The organism is Acinetobacter sp. KS-LM10 (assembly GCF_036896575.1).
Lineage (GTDB): Bacteria > Pseudomonadota > Gammaproteobacteria > Pseudomonadales > Moraxellaceae > Acinetobacter > Acinetobacter avistercoris.
In genome coordinates this window covers 2118188-2137049 of sequence record NZ_CP145906.1, presented here as the reverse complement: position 1 = coordinate 2137049, position 18862 = coordinate 2118188, and the positions used below count along the sequence as shown (strand labels likewise).

Genomic DNA, 18862 nt, shown 5'->3' with positions numbered 1-18862 from the left:
TGTAACTTAATGAGTATTTTCGACTTATGAGCGGGGTCTATCCTTGTATCTCTGCCTAATTTGCGACATTTAAATTACAAATTATTTAATTTGATTTCTTATTTGAAAATGTTTTCGTAAAAAGAATAAAAGAAATCAGTTCTTTTAAATCTGCTTATTGGGATTGAACCTGGGTAAAGTGGAGAAGATACTTCAATTAAAAATCCGAAGTTTAAAAGTTCCATGTTTGGATTTTCAATGTCATATTCAAAATCAGGATCATCTCGATTTGTTTTAATGGAATACAATTCATCTATTAAAAAAAGAAGATGGCTATTCAGTCTCATAGTTATATAAGTATATTCATCAAAATTTTGCTTAGACGCTATTTTATTTACATATAAAGAAAATGCTTTCGCAAGCATTTGAGCTTGCTTTTCAAGAGTAGTACTTTCTAAAATTTTAAATATTTCAAAGCCTAACCTTTGATTATTAGGGTTCTCTTTCATGAACTTCTCAACATCACTTTCATCTATTTCAAAAGTGTCTAGAAAAGTTTTAACTTGTAAAAAATAAAGAGCTTCATTCGAAAGTTTTGTCTGAAGATAAGTCTCATTTGCTGAGTTTTTTAAAGCCTCAGGAATTCCGAAAGTTCCACTGTTTCCAAATTGCCATAATAAATGTTTTGAAGTTGTTGAAATATATTGCAGTAAAGGATGATTATTCATAATGGAATTTTGAGATTATAATTTCTATTAATATATAGATTTTTGATAAATAATGCTTAAACTCATTTACTACGTTCCTGAATCACATCTTGAATCAACCAAGCTCGCCATTTTTGAAGCAGGTGCCGGTGGCATCGGTAATTATGAACATTGTGCATGGCAAGTCTTAGGCACAGGTCAATTCAAACCGATTAAGGGGGCGCAACCATTTATAGGCGAGTTGGATAGCTTAGAACAAATTCCAGAATGGCGAGTTGAAACCATAGTTCCAGAAGACAAAGCATCAGTGGTGGTAAAAGCATTAAAGGCAAGCCATCCTTACGAAGAGCCTGCCTTTGAATTCATACAAATTTTAGATATTCAGTTTTAAACTTTCTGAATAAACAAATCACGATTAAAACGATATTGCGGATAAAATACGCCATCTTCAGCACGTTCACCCGCGCCAATCACCATAATCGGATGCTCTTCATCACTCAGATTTAAAGTTTGACGAACCAATGGCTCATCAAAACCCTCCATCATGCAACTATCAAAGCCATGTGCACGTATGGCTAAAACCAAGTTTTCACATGCGAGTGCAGTGGTCTTGCTGGCCCATAAAATAGAGTCGGCAGGCGTAAAAGCTGTAACAGGCAATTGTTTACCTAACTTACGTGCCACACCAAAAGACACTTTTTTAAAACGACCCAGCGCATTGAAATAACCAGTTTTATAATTCAATGGAATGTAGGTGTAGTATTTTTTAATCAGGGGTGGAACTTCAGGAAATGGAAATTCATTGATATTTCGTTTTGCCATTTCATTGATACGATCTGTCCGCGCAACGCATACAATTAATTCAGCAGCAGTACGTGCAGCCCACTGATTGAGACATGCTTTAATGATCTTTTCTTTTTTGGCTGGGTTCTGAACGACATAGAACGTCCAAGGTTGTAAGTTCGATGAATTCGGAGCCAGTAAAGCCAAATCCAGGCAGTCATCTAAAACATCAGTTGGAATCGGTTTATCCGTAAACTTGCGCACAGAACGGCGACTTTTGACTACTTTTCTAAAATTTTCAATATCTATATTGAGTGGAGCAGCCTCATGATAACGCTTTTTGGTTTGATCAGAATCTGTTTTTGAATTTGGCTTAGAATTTGACATATCAACTCTCAAAACGATGTAAAGGGGATAGGTATCATCAGGGTTAAATTAACTTGTTAACTCAGTGCAGTTATCTAAAAACTTAATTTTCAACTCTTAGGATTTAAAACTTAAGATTTAAAACTTAGGATTTAAATCATGGAATTTAAAGTATTCCATAAGCACTGAGTTTTGATTAATCCAATTTTAAAAGCACTAAATTAATTAAACTGCGTAAAGTCAGGCTTACGTTTTTGCATAAAGGCCTGAACGGCTTCCATCATTTCTGGTGAACCCACACGACTCATAAAAATAACAGCTTCATGGTCAATCCATTCCACAATTTCATCAACATTGTGCTTCATTAAGGCTTTAGATTGCTTTAACGACGCCAAAGGCAATGCTGCTAAATGTTCAGCTTGTTTTTGAGCTGTAGCGTAAGCATCTTCAACTACGGCATTCACAAGGTTGGCAGACAAAGCCACCTGACTATTAAATTTTTGTGCAGTAAATAAAAGCTCTGCTGCTTTGTGATAACCCGCTTGTTCAACCAATAATTTACTCGAAGCGCCTTCTGGAGACAGACCGAGGCTCACAAATGGAATTTGAAAAAGGGCGGTATCATCGCTATATACCAGATCGCAGTGCAATAGAATCGTAACACCAATGCCAATTGCAACACCACGCACAGCAGCAATTAAAGGTTTTGAGAATTTGGCCGCTGATTTTAATAATACAAATGGAGGGCCGTCCTGTGCACGAATTTGGTCTTTCATCGCCGCAGACTTCATAAAGTCTTGCATGTCATTTCCCGCACTGAAGTCAGTATCTTCACCACGTAAAATCACGACTCGAACTTCTTGATTTAAATCAGCTTCATCTAATGCTTGAGCAATCCAGAGATACAGTTCGCTGTACAATGCATTTTTGGCTTGAGGACGATTAATGGCCAATGTTAAAACGCCTTGATCCAATTTAGCGTTCAAATGTTCATGAGGTTGTTGAATACAGCTCAATGTCATCGTACTATCCTTGCTTTCAATTGATTAAGTTTTATGAATGCTATTATGTCGCATATTTATTAAAGTGGCACAACTGGCGAGTTCATAAAAAGTTAGCGTCGTTATGAAATATAAATTTGATTATCTGGTGTTTATTGGTCGCTTTCAGCCGTTCCATTTGGCACATATGCAAACCATTAAGATTGCTTTAAAAAATAGCCAAAATATAATTTTAGCTTTAGGTTCTGCACAAGCTGAAAGGAATATCAAAAATCCTTTTTCAGCGGATGAAAGGCAGCAGATGATCTTGTCTAACTTTTCTGAATCAGATCAAAAACGCATTCATTTTATACATGTGATTGATGTTTATGATGATCAAAAATGGCAAAAGCTAGTGAAATCTTTGGTCGCAGCGCAGGTGAGTGAGCGTGATAATGTTGGATTAATTGGTCATTTTAAAGATGATTCATCATATTACCTCAAGTTTTTTCCAGAATGGGAAATGCTCGAGTTAGAGAGTCTTAAAGGTTCGATTTCAGCTACGCCAATACGTGAAGCGTACTATCGTGGAGAAATTATAGAGTCGGCATTGCCACTCGGCAGTAGTGATTTTCTCAGAAAATTTCAAAGTTCGCCTATCTTTCGACAACTACAGATCAAGTTTGAAAATGCGGATCAATCAAACCTCGATTAACGCAGCTAGATTAGAGAATTTCAATTCATTGGTTTATAGAAATCATCTTTGAGGAATTAATCCTGCTTAATCGTATTCAGGATTTTTTCAGTACTTTGGAGCTCAGTTAATTTAACTAAGTTAGATTTTTAACCAAGCTATTTAAACTTATGGATTAGAATTCTTTCATAAATCATTGTTCACAAAAAAATATTATTATTCATTGTTCCTCACCTTCTCCAAAGGGAGAAGGAATTTTTACATATCAGTTTATTTCTACTCAATGATCATTTTCTGATTAATGATAGAGCTTTTTTTAAACGAATTGATTTATTTAAATTGATTTAATTGAAGTATTTTAAGCCAAGCCATTTAAGCTAAGTCATTCATATGCAACTGAGCTTTTGCTTTAAGTGTCTCTGTAAGTAGGTGGAGCTGGGGGCTTTGTTGTTTCCAGTGATGCCAATACAAGTTTAGTTCAAGACTCGCTCGTTGAAATACTTGAACCAGCTCACCATTTTCTAAAGCTGATTTCGCTTGAAATTCGGGCACCCAGCCAAAACCTAAACCAGTAAAAATTGCATCATAAAAAGCACTGTATGAAGGTATAGAGTGATGCGGGTATTGGTTTGCATTTAAACCAAAATTTTGCTGAATATAGTCAGTATGTAAGCGATCTTTTTCATTAAAAATCACAGCAGGAGCAGATCGTAAATTTTCACGATGAAATCCAGAGTTAAACCACTTTTTCATAAAAAATGGGGTCGCAACCAAATGATATTTCATCTTTCCTAAAAATTCAGCAACACAGCCTTTCATTGCATCTGCTTGGGTGGTCAGGCAAGCATTGACTTGTCCTGCTTCCAATAAGTGATGTGTTTGTGATTGATCATCGACAAGAAAATGGATAATGATTTTATGCTCAATCAGTGTGTGCTGAAGCGCTGGCAATAGCCATGTTGCAAGTGAATCGGCATTGCTCGCGATATTGAGTTTTACAAATCCATCGTGATGATTTTGTCCGCCTAAATCTTGAATAAAAGATTCCTCGAGTCTTTGTTGATGTTGTAAGAAGTGAAGTAATGTTTCACCGGCATGAGTGAGTCGACAGGGGCGATCACGAACCAGAAGTAAATGCCCCAGATGTTTTTCTAAATTCTGTACGCGAAGTGTCACAGCCGATGCCGTGATATGCAAAGTTTGAGCGGCGAGATCAAAACTACCGACTTGAGCCACTGCCAAAAATGCATCTGTTTGCTTAGGATTTAACATGATTAGTTATTGAGTATTTTTTAGTTATATTGATATTAACTCAGTTTTAGTTATTTTGGTTCAAGATTCGGGATAATCACTTCATTCAAAATTTGAGTGAAGTAATATGTGGGCTGAGTTATTAAATGGTGAGCTAGAGGCAATACTGACGGGCTTTATGGTCGGTTTGAGTTTAATTGTTGCGATTGGTGCTCAGAACGCTTTTGTACTTAAACAGGGCTTAAAGCAACAATATATTTTTTGGATTTGTTTGGTTTGTGCATTCTCGGATTCATTACTGATTTTGCTTGGGGTTGCTGGCTTTGCCCAAGTCGTTGAGCATTATCCAAATCTTGTACAAATCTCCAAGTATTTAGGTGCCTTGTTTCTATTGGCCTATGGTGCTCAGCATTTTTATAGTGCTTTTAAACTAACGCAATCACTACTGCCTACTGAGCAAAGCCCTCAGAGTTTTATGCAAGTTATTCTATTGTGCCTAGCTTTAACATGGTTGAACCCACATGTTTATTTAGACACTGTTGTTTTGGTCGGCTCTGTGTCAACACAATATTCACTTTATCAATGGTGGTTTGCAAGCGGTGCAGTTTGTGCGTCTTGGTTATTCTTTTTTAGTTTAGGGTATGGTGCTAAATTTTTATTACCTTATTTTTCAAAGCCAATTTCATGGAAAATTTTAGATTTTTTCATTGGTATAGTGATGTGGATCATTGCATTTAGTTTGATCTATAACACCTGAGAAGATCGTGAATTGAGAAGAATTCAGATGAATTGAAGTGAGTAAAAGCGATTTGAGTTAAAGAACATTGAATTGAATCGAATCGAAGAAAAGAGCACTTCGGTTAAATAAAAAATACTCCCTCACGGGAGTATTTTTTTTGTTAGTCAGCTTTAAATTTTAATGCTTAGGCTTGAAGTTGTTTTAAATCTTCTAATACCAGTTCTGCATGACCTGCTGCTTTGACTTTACGGTATTCTTTAACGAGTTTTCCATTATTGAAGATGAACGTTGAGCGTTCAATACCCATTACTTTTTTTCCATACATATTCTTTTCTTTAATCACATCAAAGTGTTGACATAACTTTTCTTCTTTATCACTGATTAAATTAATCGTCAGTTCTTGTTTTTCAGTGAAATTCTGATGTGCTTTTACAGAATCACGAGACACACCTAAAATCGTCGTATTTAAGTCATCGAATTGACTTTTCAAACTGGAAAAATCAGTTGCTTGTGTGGTGCAACCTGGTGTTGAATCTTTTGGATAGAAATAGAGGATTAACCATGGGGTTGCTAATTCAGTTAAGTTCACTTCACCTGTTGTGGTGTTAAAGCTTTGATTCGGTAAGCCTAAAGATTCAGTGCTCATGTATTTCTCCACATAATAAAAATTATAAATTGATCAAACTTTATAAGATTTTACATACAAAATGAGCCACTAAAAGTGGCTCATCAGATGTTGCAAAACGATTATTTCTTCGCTTGAGCAGCTTTCATTGCTTCTTCAGTTAAGGTTTTTAATTTACCTGTTAACTGAGGACCAAAACATGCTTGAAGATCAGTATTTTGCTTTTGAACAAACGCTAAAGTGGTCGGGCTTTTCTTTTGGTTAATGGTACTTTGGATTTCCCATTTTTGTGCATTTGTTAATTTACCATCAGCATCGATAGCACATGAACAGTATTTGCTGACTTCAGCAGCGGTAAGTTTTTTGCTTTTCGCTGTTTCATCTTTACAAACATTAACTAATGCAGATTTAACATTTGTGCTTTTATAAGCTTGCTGCATTTTATTTGCATCATCTGCAAACGTTGCTGTAGAAGCGAAAGCAATCGCAGACACAAATGTAGAAAGAAGAATGTTTGATTTTAAGTTTTTCATATAGGGGCACCCTGTTATTACGGTATATAACGTGTTGGGTCTTCGATACCTGCGTCCATAAAACCTTGTTTACGCAAACGACAACTATCGCATGTTCCACATGCACGTCCTTGGTCATCTGCTTGGTAGCAAGACACCGTTTGACTGTAGTCTACGCCATGTTCTATGCCTAAGCGAATGATATTTGCTTTGGATAATTGTAGTAAAGGTGTTTCAAATTTAAGGGGTTTTCCTTCAACACCTACTTTTGTTGCCAAGCGTGCCATCTTTTCAAAAGCATCGATGAACTCAGGGCGGCAATCTGGATAACCTGAATAATCTACTGCATTAATACCAATGACAATCGCTTCTGCACCAAACACTTCTGCTGCTGCAAGTGCATAAGACAAGAAAATGGTATTTCGAGCGGGTACATAAGTGACAGGAATACCATCTTGCTCATGATCAGGTACGTCGATACTGTGATCTGTAAGCGCTGAGCCACCGAGATTACCTAAATCGATGTTGATTACACGATGTTCAACACCCGCATTTTGGGTGAGCTTACGTGCAGCATCAAGTTCGGTGGTTGAACGTTGACCGTACATGAAGCTAATCGCGATACATTCATAACGTGCTTGAGCCCAAGCCAAACAAGTGGTTGAGTCTAAACCGCCAGATAACAAGACAATGGCACGAGTACGCATAAGAAAACTCCAAAATATGAATCTTTAAAATTTAAATATTCGAACCTATACATGAAGGTTAAGCCCGAAATATCTAATTTTTAATGAGTTATGCTAAATTTGATAAATAGATGAAAAGGAATAAATTCTGAACAGTGAGCGAAAATTATCGTCCAGTCTCATCATTCCAAAGTAATTTGTGTAATTGAAGTTGGAAGCGAACGGGGAGATGATCTTCTAAAATCCATTGCGCTAAATCACGCGCAATTTGAGGCAATTTGACCAAACCTTTCTCAACAGCGAAAGCTGGTGAAAACCACACGGTATTCACTTTTTCATTCAGTTGAAATTGCTCAACTTGAAGTTTTGACCATTCATAATCTTCACGATTACAAATTACGAATTTAATTTGATCATCTAAAGTGAGGTGCTCAAAGTTGCTGTGCAAGTTACGACTAACCTCACCAGAAGTCGGTGTTTTTAAATCTAATACTTTTGAAACACGAGGGTCAACTTTAGACACATCTAAAGCGCCACTGGTTTCCAAAGACACTTCACAACCTAAATCTACTAAACGAGTCATGAGTGGAATAGCATTTGGTTGTGCAAGCGGTTCACCACCTGTGACGCAAACATAGGGAGTTTTGAATGCGAGAGTAGTTTCAATAATGTCATCTAGCGACTGACGTTCGCCGCCTTCAAATGAATAGGTGGTATCACAATACGTACAACGTAAAGGACAACCCGTCAGACGGATAAATACAGTCGGTAAACCAGCAGCATCAGCTTCACCTTGTAGTGAATAAAAGATCTCTGTGATGCGTAAACCCGCAGACGGATCAGAAACAGGAATGGCAGAAGATCTTAAAGTACTCATAACAAAGTTAACCAAATATAATCAGGGAGATAAAACACAACAAATATAAAAAATAAAATCTCTACGATTATGACTAACCGTAGAGACGCTAGACGACTTAAATTTCGCAGTCGATTACATCATTAATCTTCGCGTAGCAAATCATTCAAGCTTGTTTTTGAACGCGTTTGAGCATCCACTTTTTTCACAATAATGGCAGCATACAAGCTGTACGTACCACATTTAGATGGAAGGCTTCCGGCTACAACAACTGAGCCCGCAGGTACACGACCATAATGTACTTCACCTGTAGCGCGATCATAAATCTTAGTCGATTGACCGATGAAAACACCCATTGAAATCACTGAACCTTCTTCAACAATCACGCCTTCAACGATTTCAGAACGTGCACCGATGAAACAGTTGTCTTCAATGATTGTTGGGTTTGCTTGTAATGGTTCAAGAACACCACCAATACCAACACCACCAGACAAGTGAACATTTTTACCAATCTGTGCACATGAACCAACAGTTGCCCATGTATCAACCATAGTACCTTCATCTACATAGGCACCAATGTTCACATAAGATGGCATCAAGATCACATTTTTAGCTTGGAAAGAACCTTTACGTGCCACAGCAGGTGGAACAACACGGATACCTGCTGCTTTAAACTGTTCTTCAGTCCAATCTGCAAACTTAGTATCAACTTTATCATAGAAACGAATGTCGCCAGATTCCATTGGTTTATTGTCGTTTAATTTGAATGACAACAGTACCGCTTTTTTCACCCATTGATGAACAACCCAATCACCATCAATTTTTTCTGCAACACGTAAAGAACCGTTATCTAATCCTGCAATAACTTCTTCAACGGCTTGACGAATTTCAGCAGAACAGTCTGCTGCAGAAAAATTAGCACGGTCTTCAAAGGCTTGTTCAATAATTGTCGAAAGCTGAGACATGATCATCCATTTCCAAAAAAATTTTAAAGATTCTACACCAAATTGATGCTGATTTAGATAAAAAAATATATTGCAATAGAAAATACTGAGGATAATTGAGTGATACACGCCTCAAAGCAAAATGAATGCTTGTTTATTAAGCTTAAAGCAATAAAAAACAACAACTAATATCTAATTGTATCAAAAAATAACAAAAAATAATCAATTTCAGTATTAATTGTAGCCAAGTATTCATTTATGATGCTCCTGAGTCTGAACACATTAATGATTAAGGGGCTGTAGTAGAACAGGTTAAATTTTCGTCCAAATTAGCAGTGTTTTTAGCTGCTCTTTGGGCGATCCATAGTTGAATCTAAACTCACATTCCTTTAGAAACAAGGGAAATGTTTTTCGATCAATGCCATTGTACTTTCTTAATACTCGTTTGGCTTGATTCCAAAAATTCTCAACACCATTGATGTGATTTTTACCTATACCAAACTGCTTTGAATGATTAATTCTTTCATGGTAAAAACCCGCAATATCTAATGCGTTATAACTTCGATAACAATCTGTATAGACCACACTATCAGGCGCTATTTTTCGAGTAATAATAGACATTAAGGTAGAACTTCTGGTATCTGAAACTACTTTGACATAGACCTTACCACCTCTTTTGAGAATACCAAATACAGCAACCTTACCAACAGCACCACGACCCCGTTTACCCTTGCGTACACCACCAAAATAACTCTCGTCTAATTCAACAGTACCTTCAAATACTTCGTTTGCTTCGAGCTCTAAATTGTAGGTGATTACCTCACGTATTTTGCGATAAAACAGAGCTGCACTATTAGGCTGAATTTCAAGTAAATCAGCAGCAGAACGAGCAGTAACTTCAAGTACAAAATATTCCAGCAACTTTTTCTGTACTTTTTTATTTAATTTACAATTGATTATCTTCATTTTCGTAGACTAACATAAAGCTAATCTACTACAGCCCCATGATTAAAGAACAACTCATTTTCTTGAGGAGAAAAAAATGAAAGTGTTAAAATTACTTGCTGTAGCCGTTGCGGTATCTGCTTCTGGTTTAGCTATGGCTGAAACTCAAGTAGTCCATTCTGGTAACGTATTTGAAGCGAACCAACTTATTCCTACAGGTGTACGTGCTGAAGTTGGTACGACTGGTTACGGTGGTGCGGTACTTTGGACTGCAAACCCGTATGTAGGTATAGCTCTAGGTTACAATGGCGGTGATATTTCTTGGTCAGATGATCTTTCGATCAATGGTTCAAAATATGACCTTGATATGGATAACAATCTTGCCTATTTAAATGCTGAGATTCGTCCTTGGGGTGCAAGCAACAATGTATGGGCACAAGGTCTATATATGGCAGCTGGTGTAGGCTATATTGACAATGAGTATGCTCTTGATCGTCGTGTTAAACCAGGACAAGGCTTTACTGTAAATAATACTGATTTTATTGCGGGTACTAATGGTGCTCAAATTAGCGGTAAACAAGTTTACAAAAATGAATTTGCTCCTTACGTAGGTTTAGGTTTTGCACCTAAAATCACTAAAAACTTTGGTGTATTTGGTGAAGTTGGTGCTTACTATACAGGTAATCCAGATGCTAACTTAACTTTAGTTAGTGGCGGAGCTGCTAATAACCCAACTGGTGGTTCATTAGTAAATAACATTATTCGTGAAGAAGATAAAATCCGTAATGATGATAAATATGAATGGTTACCAGTTGGTAAAGTGGGCGTAAGCTTCCATTTCTAAGATCAACTAATTCATAGAATTACAGATTTTAAAAAGTTACAGTTAAAAAAACGAGCTTAGGCTCGTTTTTTTACATCAGTTGTTTAATGACTTAACTAATCTATTACTTTAATAAATCTTTTTTACACATCATACGCACAATCAATATTTCCCTAATGTTAACTTCTTCAAGAGACATGGAGTTTTTTGCATACCAATTTATTGCTGCTCAATGAGCTACTATGGGTTTATGAAAGATCTATAATACGATCATAAAAGCTTTTATTAATGGAAAATCAATTGGTATTGAATACATATGATATTGAAATCGATTGGACAGTATTTGGATTAAAGAGACGGTGTTAATGAGAATAAAAAAAGAGGACTAAATCGTCCTCTAAATTTTTAGATGTTTTAATTAACAGATTAAAAGATTAATCATCAGGATAGGCGACTTTTTTGAGCGCTTTAATATCTGCACTTGGTGCGCAAAGCGACACAAATTCGTAACCATAGCCGCGTAATAAATGCCCTTTACGCACAGCAATCCACGTTGTATTTACCCCGAACAGATCGGTATCAATTTGTTTTAAGCGATGATCACGCTCAGTATCATAAGCGACATCGTTGACAATACCGACACCCATGCCAAGCTCAACATAAGTTTTGATTACATCGGCATCAAGGGCAGACATCACTAAATCGACATCCAGTTGAGCCTCATCAAATGCACTATCAATTTTAGAGCGACCCGTAAATCCACCATGATAAGTAATAATTGGATGTTCGGCTAAGCGCTCTAAAGTGATTTCACGAGGCGAAATTTGTGTTAGAGGATGTCCTTGCGGCGTAATGATACTGTGTTTCCAATTATAAAAAGGTACGCTGGCAAGATTGTCTTCAGTCGTCAAAGATTCTGTTGCAATACCAATATCTGCATGACCCATCAAGAGCATTTCAGAAATTTCAACTGGGCTGGCTTGCTGTAAAATCAAATGCACTTTAGGGAATAGCTTTTTAAAAGAATTAACGATTGGCGGTAATACATAACGTGCTTGTGTATGTGTTGTTGCAATGGTCAAAGTGCCTTCATCGACTTTATTAAAATCATCTGCAAGACGTTTGATATTGTCTGCATCGACCAGCATACGCTCTACAATACCCAGCAGCGATTGTCCAGGCTCTGTTAAACCCAATAAACGCTTACCTTTACGAATAAAAAGTTGTACGCCTAATTCATCTTCTAAATCTTTAATGTGTTTACTTACCCCAGATTGTGAGGTGTATAAGGCCGCAGAGGCTTCAGTTAGATTAAAATTCTGTCTTACGGTTTCACGTATAATTCTTAGTTGTTGGAAATTCATAATGATATAGACCTTAAAAGGGATGGGGTTTTATCGCCCCATCGGGTATTCATTAAGCAACTTGGTTTGCAAATAAATGCAAACTAGAAGGGCTTAACCAAACAGTTTGATTTGGTCGAAATTGATGTAATTTGGCTTCGTCTGGTGTGAGTAAAATTTCAATCAAATTGCCTTGTCGGCTTTGTAATTCAGCCACAACTTTCCCTGCAATCCAAACTTCACGCATAAAGGTCGCTTGGAATGAGTTTTCTGTCGGTTGTGCATGGATACGAAGTTCATCTGGTCGAACGAATGCAATGATCTCACCTTCAGGGGAATCTTTGGCTAATGGTACTTGAATTCGATCTTCACCAATTTGAATAATGCCATTGTTGTTTTGGCCTTCAAAACGATTCGCTTGACCTAGGAAGTCAAAAACAAATGGCGTCGCAGGTTTTTCATAAACTTCACGTGGCGAACCAATTTGTTCGACATTACCTTTATTCATGACAATGATTTGATCTGCGACTTCTAATGCTTCTTCTTGGTCATGTGTCACAAAAATAGAGGTGATGTGAAGTTCATCGTGCAGTGTTCTTAACCAACGGCGTAACTCTTTACGAACTTTAGCATCTAGCGCACCAAAGGGTTCATCAAGCAATAAAACACGAGGTTCAACGGCCAAAGCACGTGCTAAAGCAATACGTTGACGTTGACCACCCGAAAGCTGCGCAGGATAGCGATCTGCCAAAAAACCGAGTTGAACTAAATCAAGTAAACGCGTAACACGTTTTTTAATTTCAGATTCATTTGGACGCGTTGCACGTGGACGCACACGTAAACCAAAAGCAATGTTTTCAAATACCGTCATATGACGGAACAACGCATAATGTTGAAATACAAAACCGACTTGACGTTCACGGACATGAACATTGGTAGAGTCTTCACCTTCCAAGATGACTTGACCACCGTCAGCAGATTCCAAACCCGCAATTATGCGAAGTAAAGTGGTTTTACCGCAACCAGAAGGTCCGAGTAAAGCCACCAATTGGCCGTCTGGAAAATCGAGTGAAATGTTGTTTAGTGCATGGAAAGCACCAAAGTGTTTTTCAATATTTTTTACTTGAATACTCATCGGGTGTTTCCTTTAAACTGTTGAATCTTCGTTACGTTTGTTTTGGTTTTCTTGGCGAATCTCTACCCATGTTTTTAAAATAAGGGTCACAATCGCTAATAAAGCCAAGAGGGAAGAAACCGCAAACGCAGCGCTAAATGTATATTCGTTATAGAGAATTTCTACGTGTAGAGGCAAAGTATTGGTTTCACCACGTATGTGACCTGAAACCACAGAAACTGCGCCAAATTCGCCCATTGCGCGGGCATTACACAGAATCACACCGTAGATAAGACCCCATTTAATATTAGGAAGGGTGATTTTCCAAAAAGTCTGCCAGCCTGAAGCACCGAGTACGATGGCTGCTTCCTCTTCTTCAGTACCTTGCGCTTCCATCAATGGAATGAGTTCGCGAGCTACAAAAGGCACAGTGATAAATATGGTTGCAAGAACAATGGCTGGAACGGCATATAGAATTTTAATGTCGTTATCCATGAGCCAGCCGCCAAACCAACCTTGTGTACCAAACATTAATACCAGCATTAAACCTGCAATAACAGGTGATACCGAAAAAGGCATGTCGATAATGGTGGTCAGAATGGATTTACCACGGAAGTTAAACTTAGCCACAGACCATGCTGCCGCAACACCGAATACAACGTTTAAAGGTACGGCAATTACTGCGGTTAATAAGGTCAGTTTTACCGCAGATAGTGTATCTGGGTGAACCAACGCTTGAGCATAAACACCGACACCTTGTTTAAAGGCTTCTACGAACACTAAAATTAGAGGCAGAATTAAGCAACTCAGGAAGAAGATGAGCGCAATCGTCAGCAGTGTATAACGAACCCAAAGAGGTTCACGTGTCGCATCTCTTGACTGAAGTTTTTCAGCCAATGCGTTGCTGTTGTTATTTAAGCTCATTGTGCAGTTCTCCCTGTACGACGGCTTGCCCAAGCTTGTAATAAGTTAATCAAAAATAAAATCACAAAAGAAAGAACCAACATCACCACAGCGATCGTTGTTGCGCCTGCATAGTCATATTCCTCTAAACGCGAAATAATCATTAAAGGTGCAATTTCAGTTTCAAAAGGTTGGTTACCCGCAATAAAGATGACCGAACCATATTCACCAACACCGCGTGCAAAGGCTAAAGCAAAGCCTGTAATCAATGCGGGTAATAAAATCGGTAAAATAACTTTAGTCGCAATTTGAAGGCGATTTGCACCTAATGCACTTGCTGCTTCTTCAAGCTCAGTTTCGAGGTCACTTAATACAGGTTGAACCGTTCGAACCACGAAAGGTAAGCCAATAAAGATTAAAGCCAAGGTAATCCCGATAGGCGTATATGCGACTTGAATACCAATCGGCTCTAAGTATTGACCAATCCAGCCCGTAGGTGCATATAACGAGGTGAGTGCAATACCTGCAACTGCTGTTGGCAATGCAAAAGGTAAGTCCACTAAAGCATCGACAATACGTTTACCTGGGAAGTTATAACGAACCAGACACCAAGCCAGTAATAAACCAAAAACAACGTTAACTAAAGCGGCGATCAAGGCAGCACTAAAGCTCAGTTGAAGAGATTTTAAAATACGTTCTGAGCTTAAAATTTCCCATAGACCATCCCAACCAATCCCTAGAGATTTAATAAAGACTGCTGAAAGAGGGATAAGAACAATTAACGATAAATACGCTAGGGTGAAGCCTAGAGAAAGACCAAAACCTGGCAGCACTCGGGATCGCTGCGACATGACGACTCCTCAAAAGAGAGAAAGCTTACTGAAATCAGTAAGCATATAATTTAAAAAATATTCCAAGCATAGGATGCATCATTTAAATTGCAAATTTATAATTCAACTTGATGTCATCAGTATTGCTTATATAGCGATTGGTTTTTTTTGAAAGCAAGTATTCAAAAATTTCAGGAAATTCACCAAAACCAGAATCAACATTAATATGTCCAACACGACCTAAGTTAATCGGACGAATTTTCCAAGATTGAGCCAGTGTTTGAGCATCCTCAAAAGATAACCAAGGATCGTTTTCGCTAATAATGAGATCTGTAGGAATTTTCACCTTGAGCGCATGAAAATAAGCTGCATAATTCGCAACACCATCTACACTGTCTCGAGCGAAACCATTTTCACCAAAACGACTTGGATTGGCGGGTGCAACCAAAATGAGTTTTTTAATTTTAGTGGCCAATTCTGGATGCTGATTCATCGCAGCAACCGTGGTTAAACACCCAAAACTATGTGCTACGACTTGAATGGGCATTTCAACTTGAGCAATGGTCTGCTTAAATTGATGTATCCAGTCGCTCAAAAGTGGTTTGTTCCAATCTTTTTGTTGAACTCGGGAGCATGACACCAGCTGACGCTGTAACCAAGACTGCCAATGGTTGTAATCGCTACCACCTACGCCTGGGACAATAATCGTATGCATAATGTCTGCTCCTATATCAACTCTAAATTACTTCGCGCTATTGGCTTTGGTAATTTGATCAAATATGCCGTTATTTTCAAAATGCTCTTTTTGAACTTTTGCCCAACCGCCAAACTCACTATCAATGGTAATTAATTTGAGTGGTTTAAAGGTTGAATTGTATTTTTTCAAGACATTGGCATCGCGAGGACGATAGAAGTTCTTCGCTGCAATATCCTGACCTTTTGGTGAGTAAAGGAAATTTAAATAGCCTTTAGCTAAGTTGGTATTTCCAGATTTTTCAGCATTTTTTTCGACAATTGCCACTGGCGGCTCAGCCAAAATAGACAGAGTTGGTGTGACAATTTCAAATTTACCTGGTTGTTCACGAAGGGCAAGATGAGCTTCATTTTCCCATGCCAGTAATACATCCCCTATGCCTCGTTCTGCAAAGGTCGTAGTTGAACCGCGTGCACCAGAATCAAGAACTTTGGTTTGTTTATAAATTTGACGGACAAATTCTTGAGCTTTAGCATCATTACCTGCAGGTTGGTGTTTTGCCCATGCCCATGCAGCTAAATAGTTCCAACGTGCACCACCTGACGTTTTAGGGTTTGGCGTGATAATTTCAACGCCTGGTTTTACCAAATCGCCCCAATCTTTAATTTTTTTTGGATTGTCTTTACGTACCAGAAATACGATGGTAGAGGTATATGGTGTCGAGTTATGCGGAAATTTCTTTTGCCAATCTTTAGGAAGCAAAGTGGTTTTTTCTGCGATCGCATCGATATCGGCAGCCAAAGCTAGTGTCACGACATCCGCATTTAAGCCATCAATCACAGCACGCGCTTGTTTGCCTGAACCGCCATGAGACTGACGGAAATTAATGTCTTGACCAGTGCGAGACTTCCAGTAAGCGCCAAACTCTTTATTGACTTCAGTATAAAGTTCACGGGTAGGATCATAAGACACGTTGAGTAAATCACGTGCTGCACTGGTTAAAGAAGATGTTGATATTAAAGCAACAAGCAATCCGAGTTTTAATTTTGATAATCGCATGTATATAATCCCCAAAGAAGATGTGATTTATGTAATATGCGTGCAGAATAGCGGTTCTCTTTATCCATAAAAAATAATAAAAAATGAATTTTATATGAATAAAAGAGATAAAGAGCTGTATCTTAATATCTACATTATTTATTGTGATTTGAACGAGCTAGGATCAATATGCTGTGTTTTAGAAATGCGGGTGAAGTTAAAACCATTCCACTATTAGACCGCGCTTTCCATTATGGCGATGGTTGCTTTAGCACAGCACGAATTCATCAGGGTTGCTTTGAATTGAAAGAGCGTCATTTTGCGCGGTTGGCTTTGGCTGCAGAGCGTTTGCATTTAAATTTCGATCTGAATTTGATCGACCAGACGATTGATCAGATTTCAGCGCGATTCAAAGACATTAGTGGTACTGTTAAAATTATTCTCAGTCGTGGTGAGGGGAATCGGGGCTATGCTTTGCCAGATCATCCTGCTGATGTCTATGTCATATTTTATCCGCAAGAAACGAATGATTTTAAATGTGAAACAGTATCGAGTGGCGTACTAGATACTGCTATGGGTTTGACCATGCCGCAGTTGGTCGGCATTAAAAGTCTCAATCGCTTAGAACAAGTCTTACTCAAAAAAGAAGCACAAGATAAGGGCTGGGCTGAAGCATTGGTGACCGATGTCCAAGGGGGGGTGGTTGAAGGAGTGAGCAGTAATTGTTTCATTAGAATAAACAATACATGGATTACGCCAGAACTTCGTTATAATGGCGTGCACGGGGTAATGCGCGCTGAAATTTTACAGCGCATGCAGCAGCAGCAGATTCCATGTGAGCAGCGTTATATTGATATGGAAGAAATTCCTAAATTTCAAAGCTTATTTTTTTGCAATGCATTAAGTCCAATGAAAGCAGTCATGGATTTAGCTGTGCTGCCTTTAGATGTTCAACCTTGTTTTGAACTATTCCAAACTCTTCAATTGAATCAAATGTCTGAATATGCCTAAATCTCAATCCAAAAAGAAAAAACAAACGATGTTTGCATCAAAAATTAAAGGTTTGTTGATGATTGTCATCGGACTATTAATGATGCTTACTTTTGTGTTGTGGTCGAGTTTGTTTAAAAACTATCCCGTGGATGGTCAAAAGCAAATGCTGGCAATAGGCAATGGAGATACCTATTCAGGATTTATCGAGCGCTTGGCCAAAGATAAACATATAAGTTTTCCAATTGTTTTGAAGCTTTATCATAAAGTGATGATTCATGACACCATGAAAGCAGGCGTTTATGAAGTGACTCAGGGCATGAGTGTTCGTGAGGTTTTGAATATGTTGTCGAATGCTGATAATGCGCAAATGAATCGTATTCTGGTGATCGAAGGCACGAACTTTAAACAGTTGATTGAAGCGCTTAAAAAAGATGACTTGGTGACCAAAGAGGTTGTTCACTTATCTTATTCAGAATTACTCAAAGAATTAAATATTCCATATGATCACCCTGAAGGATTATTTTCACCGAATACCTACTTTTTTGCCAAAGGTGAAACAGACCGTAAAATCTTAACGGATCTCTATCAATATCAAATGAAAGCATTGGATGCAGCTTGGGAAAAGCGTGCAACAGATTTGCCTTATCAAAATAAATACGAAGCCTTAATCATGGCGTCTATTATTGAAAAAGAAACCAGTGTAGACCGTGAATTAGAACAAGTTTCGGGTGTCTTTGTCCGCCGTTTAAAAATGGGAATGCGTTTGCAAACGGATCCAACTGTGATTTATGGAATGGGTGATGCGTATAAAGGCAATATTAGCCGCAAAGATTTACGAACTCCGACCGCATATAACACCTACACCATGAGTGGGTTACCACCAACACCAATTGCACTGCCAAGTTCTAAAGCGATTGAAGCTGCGATGCATCCTGACAGCTCAAATAATATTTATTTTGTGGCTACAGGCAATGGTGGGCATACCTTTAGTACCAATTTGCAAGATCACAATCGTGCAGTACAAGAATACCTTTCAGTTATCCGTGCAAAAAATTAA

Annotated in this window: 22 protein-coding genes; 6 read left to right on the top strand and 16 right to left on the bottom strand. The window is 38.1% G+C overall.

Annotated elements, in window-relative coordinates:
* Nucleotides 1-98: 98 nt before the first annotated feature.
* Complete coding sequence (locus V5M36_RS09790; protein WP_338558417.1) at nt 99-707, bottom strand: hypothetical protein; 609 nt, start codon at nt 705-707, stop codon at nt 99-101.
* A gap of 52 nt (nt 708-759) precedes the next feature.
* On the opposite strand from V5M36_RS09790, the gene V5M36_RS09785 reads away from it, so the two are divergent.
* Entirely contained in the window at nt 760-1077 is a 318-nt protein-coding gene (locus V5M36_RS09785) for an NGG1p interacting factor NIF3 (RefSeq protein ID WP_338558414.1), read from the top strand.
* Here V5M36_RS09785 and V5M36_RS09780 read toward each other — a convergent pair.
* Nucleotides 1074-1856: a nitroreductase family protein gene (locus V5M36_RS09780; RefSeq protein ID WP_338558412.1), complete on the bottom strand. Its 783-nt coding sequence runs from the start codon at nt 1854-1856 to the stop codon at nt 1074-1076. The two genes, V5M36_RS09785 and V5M36_RS09780, sit on opposite strands and share 4 nt — an antisense overlap.
* 200 nt (nt 1857-2056) lie before the next feature.
* Nucleotides 2057-2857: an enoyl-CoA hydratase-related protein gene (locus V5M36_RS09775; RefSeq protein WP_338558410.1), complete on the bottom strand. Its 801-nt coding sequence runs from the start codon at nt 2855-2857 to the stop codon at nt 2057-2059.
* A 103-nt stretch (nt 2858-2960) separates the two neighbouring features.
* On the opposite strand from V5M36_RS09775, the gene V5M36_RS09770 reads away from it, so the two are divergent.
* Entirely contained in the window at nt 2961-3530 is a 570-nt protein-coding gene (locus tag V5M36_RS09770; RefSeq protein ID WP_338558408.1) for a nicotinate-nicotinamide nucleotide adenylyltransferase, read from the top strand.
* A 351-nt stretch (nt 3531-3881) separates the two neighbouring features.
* Here the strand turns inward: V5M36_RS09770 and V5M36_RS09765 are convergent, their stop codons facing one another.
* Entirely contained in the window at nt 3882-4781 is a 900-nt protein-coding gene (locus V5M36_RS09765) for a LysR family transcriptional regulator ArgP (protein ID WP_338558406.1), read from the bottom strand.
* A 106-nt stretch (nt 4782-4887) separates the two neighbouring features.
* Between V5M36_RS09765 and V5M36_RS09760 the strand changes: the two genes are divergently transcribed.
* Entirely contained in the window at nt 4888-5517 is a 630-nt protein-coding gene (locus V5M36_RS09760) for a LysE/ArgO family amino acid transporter (protein ID WP_338558403.1), read from the top strand.
* Nucleotides 5518-5683: 166 nt separating this feature from the next.
* Here V5M36_RS09760 and V5M36_RS09755 read toward each other — a convergent pair whose 3' ends face one another.
* From V5M36_RS09755 to V5M36_RS09730, 6 genes are all read right to left on the bottom strand, one after another.
* Nucleotides 5684-6145, bottom strand: a complete 462-nt coding sequence (locus V5M36_RS09755; protein ID WP_338558401.1) for a peroxiredoxin — start codon at nt 6143-6145, stop codon at nt 5684-5686.
* Nucleotides 6146-6246: 101 nt separating this feature from the next.
* A complete protein-coding gene (locus tag V5M36_RS09750; RefSeq protein WP_338558398.1) occupies nt 6247-6657 on the bottom strand; it encodes a hypothetical protein in 411 nt (136 codons plus the stop codon).
* 17 nt (nt 6658-6674) lie between these two features.
* Nucleotides 6675-7343, bottom strand: coding sequence for a 7-cyano-7-deazaguanine synthase QueC (queC, locus tag V5M36_RS09745; RefSeq protein WP_338558396.1), 669 nt, complete (start codon nt 7341-7343; stop codon nt 6675-6677).
* Between the two features lie 145 nt (nt 7344-7488).
* Nucleotides 7489-8199 carry a 7-carboxy-7-deazaguanine synthase QueE gene (gene queE, locus V5M36_RS09740; protein WP_338558394.1) on the bottom strand — a complete coding sequence of 237 codons (711 nt, stop codon included), beginning with the start codon at nt 8197-8199 and terminating at the stop codon, nt 7489-7491.
* A 122-nt stretch (nt 8200-8321) separates the two neighbouring features.
* A complete protein-coding gene (gene dapD / locus V5M36_RS09735; RefSeq protein WP_338558391.1) occupies nt 8322-9143 on the bottom strand; it encodes a 2,3,4,5-tetrahydropyridine-2,6-dicarboxylate N-succinyltransferase in 822 nt (273 codons plus the stop codon).
* 291 nt (nt 9144-9434) lie between these two features.
* The gene (locus V5M36_RS09730; RefSeq protein ID WP_338558390.1) at nt 9435-10088 is read right to left on the bottom strand and encodes an IS1595 family transposase; all 654 of its coding nucleotides are present in this window, start codon (nt 10086-10088) and stop codon (nt 9435-9437) included.
* A 76-nt stretch (nt 10089-10164) separates the two neighbouring features.
* On the opposite strand from V5M36_RS09730, the gene carO reads away from it, so the two are divergent.
* Nucleotides 10165-10911: an ornithine uptake porin CarO gene (carO, locus tag V5M36_RS09725; RefSeq protein ID WP_338558389.1), complete on the top strand. Its 747-nt coding sequence runs from the start codon at nt 10165-10167 to the stop codon at nt 10909-10911.
* A gap of 413 nt (nt 10912-11324) precedes the next feature.
* On the opposite strand, the gene V5M36_RS09720 is transcribed toward carO, so the two are convergent.
* From V5M36_RS09720 to V5M36_RS09695, 6 genes are all read right to left on the bottom strand, one after another.
* A complete protein-coding gene (locus V5M36_RS09720) occupies nt 11325-12254 on the bottom strand; it encodes a CysB family HTH-type transcriptional regulator (protein ID WP_338558387.1) in 930 nt (309 codons plus the stop codon).
* A gap of 52 nt (nt 12255-12306) precedes the next feature.
* Nucleotides 12307-13368, bottom strand: coding sequence for a sulfate/molybdate ABC transporter ATP-binding protein (locus tag V5M36_RS09715; RefSeq protein ID WP_338558385.1), 1062 nt, complete (start codon nt 13366-13368; stop codon nt 12307-12309).
* Between the two features lie 12 nt (nt 13369-13380).
* Entirely contained in the window at nt 13381-14271 is an 891-nt protein-coding gene (gene cysW, locus V5M36_RS09710) for a sulfate ABC transporter permease subunit CysW (protein WP_338558382.1), read from the bottom strand.
* Nucleotides 14268-15101, bottom strand: coding sequence for a sulfate ABC transporter permease subunit CysT (cysT, locus tag V5M36_RS09705; RefSeq protein ID WP_338558380.1), 834 nt, complete (start codon nt 15099-15101; stop codon nt 14268-14270). Before cysT ends, cysW begins: the two co-directional genes overlap by 4 nt.
* A gap of 82 nt (nt 15102-15183) precedes the next feature.
* Complete coding sequence (locus tag V5M36_RS09700; RefSeq protein WP_338564144.1) at nt 15184-15798, bottom strand: alpha/beta hydrolase; 615 nt, start codon at nt 15796-15798, stop codon at nt 15184-15186.
* Nucleotides 15799-15822: 24 nt separating this feature from the next.
* Entirely contained in the window at nt 15823-16833 is a 1011-nt protein-coding gene (locus V5M36_RS09695) for a sulfate ABC transporter substrate-binding protein (RefSeq protein WP_338558378.1), read from the bottom strand.
* Nucleotides 16834-17001: 168 nt separating this feature from the next.
* Between V5M36_RS09695 and pabC the strand changes: the two genes are divergently transcribed.
* Nucleotides 17002-17823, top strand: coding sequence for an aminodeoxychorismate lyase (gene pabC / locus V5M36_RS09690; RefSeq protein WP_338558375.1), 822 nt, complete (start codon nt 17002-17004; stop codon nt 17821-17823).
* A 28-nt stretch (nt 17824-17851) separates the two neighbouring features.
* On the top strand, nt 17852-18862 hold the full coding sequence (mltG, locus tag V5M36_RS09685; protein ID WP_445206331.1) for an endolytic transglycosylase MltG: 1011 nt from the start codon (nt 17852-17854) through the stop codon (nt 18860-18862).

Bases quoted from the DNA above. Each gene is read 5' to 3' on its own strand.
- V5M36_RS09695 (WP_338558378.1), bottom strand. From the start codon at position 16,833: ATGCGATTATCAAAATTAAAACTCGGATTGCTTGTTGCTTTAATATCA.
- cysT (WP_338558380.1), bottom strand. From the start codon at position 15,101: ATGTCGCAGCGATCCCGAGTGCTGCCAGGTTTTGGTCTTTCTCTAGGC.
- carO (WP_338558389.1), top strand. From the start codon at position 10,165: ATGAAAGTGTTAAAATTACTTGCTGTAGCCGTTGCGGTATCTGCTTCT.
- V5M36_RS09775 (WP_338558410.1), bottom strand. From the start codon at position 2,857: ATGACATTGAGCTGTATTCAACAACCTCATGAACATTTGAACGCTAAA.
- queE (WP_338558394.1), bottom strand. From the start codon at position 8,199: ATGAGTACTTTAAGATCTTCTGCCATTCCTGTTTCTGATCCGTCTGCG.
- V5M36_RS09730 (WP_338558390.1), bottom strand. From the start codon at position 10,088: ATGAAGATAATCAATTGTAAATTAAATAAAAAAGTACAGAAAAAGTTG.
- V5M36_RS09715 (WP_338558385.1), bottom strand. From the start codon at position 13,368: ATGAGTATTCAAGTAAAAAATATTGAAAAACACTTTGGTGCTTTCCAT.
- V5M36_RS09765 (WP_338558406.1), bottom strand. From the start codon at position 4,781: ATGTTAAATCCTAAGCAAACAGATGCATTTTTGGCAGTGGCTCAAGTC.
- V5M36_RS09750 (WP_338558398.1), bottom strand. From the start codon at position 6,657: ATGAAAAACTTAAAATCAAACATTCTTCTTTCTACATTTGTGTCTGCG.
- V5M36_RS09760 (WP_338558403.1), top strand. From the start codon at position 4,888: ATGTGGGCTGAGTTATTAAATGGTGAGCTAGAGGCAATACTGACGGGC.
- V5M36_RS09755 (WP_338558401.1), bottom strand. From the start codon at position 6,145: ATGAGCACTGAATCTTTAGGCTTACCGAATCAAAGCTTTAACACCACA.
- V5M36_RS09780 (WP_338558412.1), bottom strand. From the start codon at position 1,856: ATGTCAAATTCTAAGCCAAATTCAAAAACAGATTCTGATCAAACCAAA.
- mltG (WP_445206331.1), top strand. From the start codon at position 17,852: ATGTTTGCATCAAAAATTAAAGGTTTGTTGATGATTGTCATCGGACTA.
- pabC (WP_338558375.1), top strand. From the start codon at position 17,002: ATGCTGTGTTTTAGAAATGCGGGTGAAGTTAAAACCATTCCACTATTA.
- queC (WP_338558396.1), bottom strand. From the start codon at position 7,343: ATGCGTACTCGTGCCATTGTCTTGTTATCTGGCGGTTTAGACTCAACC.
- cysW (WP_338558382.1), bottom strand. From the start codon at position 14,271: ATGAGCTTAAATAACAACAGCAACGCATTGGCTGAAAAACTTCAGTCA.
- V5M36_RS09770 (WP_338558408.1), top strand. From the start codon at position 2,961: ATGAAATATAAATTTGATTATCTGGTGTTTATTGGTCGCTTTCAGCCG.
- V5M36_RS09785 (WP_338558414.1), top strand. From the start codon at position 760: ATGCTTAAACTCATTTACTACGTTCCTGAATCACATCTTGAATCAACC.
- V5M36_RS09790 (WP_338558417.1), bottom strand. From the start codon at position 707: ATGAATAATCATCCTTTACTGCAATATATTTCAACAACTTCAAAACAT.
- V5M36_RS09720 (WP_338558387.1), bottom strand. From the start codon at position 12,254: ATGAATTTCCAACAACTAAGAATTATACGTGAAACCGTAAGACAGAAT.
- dapD (WP_338558391.1), bottom strand. From the start codon at position 9,143: ATGTCTCAGCTTTCGACAATTATTGAACAAGCCTTTGAAGACCGTGCT.